The 290-nt window shown below is 64.5% G+C and carries 1 protein-coding gene; it reads left to right on the plus strand.

The genetic code is table 11. From position 1 onward, the window contains the following. Positions 1-290: ABC transporter permease subunit (locus EN804_RS36485; protein WP_135922436.1), on the plus strand; the 290-nt coding region annotated here is incomplete at both ends.

The raw sequence follows: 290 nt of genomic DNA on the forward strand, positions 1-290 counted from the left end.
GCGTCATCGCTCTCCCGATCGGCATCTATGCCGCTTACCGGCGCGGCTCGTTCGTGGACCAGGCCGCAACGACGCTCGCGATGCTGGCGGCGAGCATTCCGAGCTTCTGGCTCGGCCTCATGCTCATGCAGGTCTTCGCCGTCAGGCTCGATATGTTCCCCGTATCGGGTTATGGCGGGCCGGGGTCGAGTTTCGCCGAGCGCATGTATCATCTGACGTTGCCGGCCATCGCGCTCGGCCTCGTGTCCTCCGCCCTCATTCTGCGCTTCACCCGCGCCTCTATTCTGGAT

It is taken from the genome of Mesorhizobium sp. M8A.F.Ca.ET.161.01.1.1 (assembly GCF_004792105.1).
GTDB lineage: Bacteria > Pseudomonadota > Alphaproteobacteria > Rhizobiales > Rhizobiaceae > Mesorhizobium.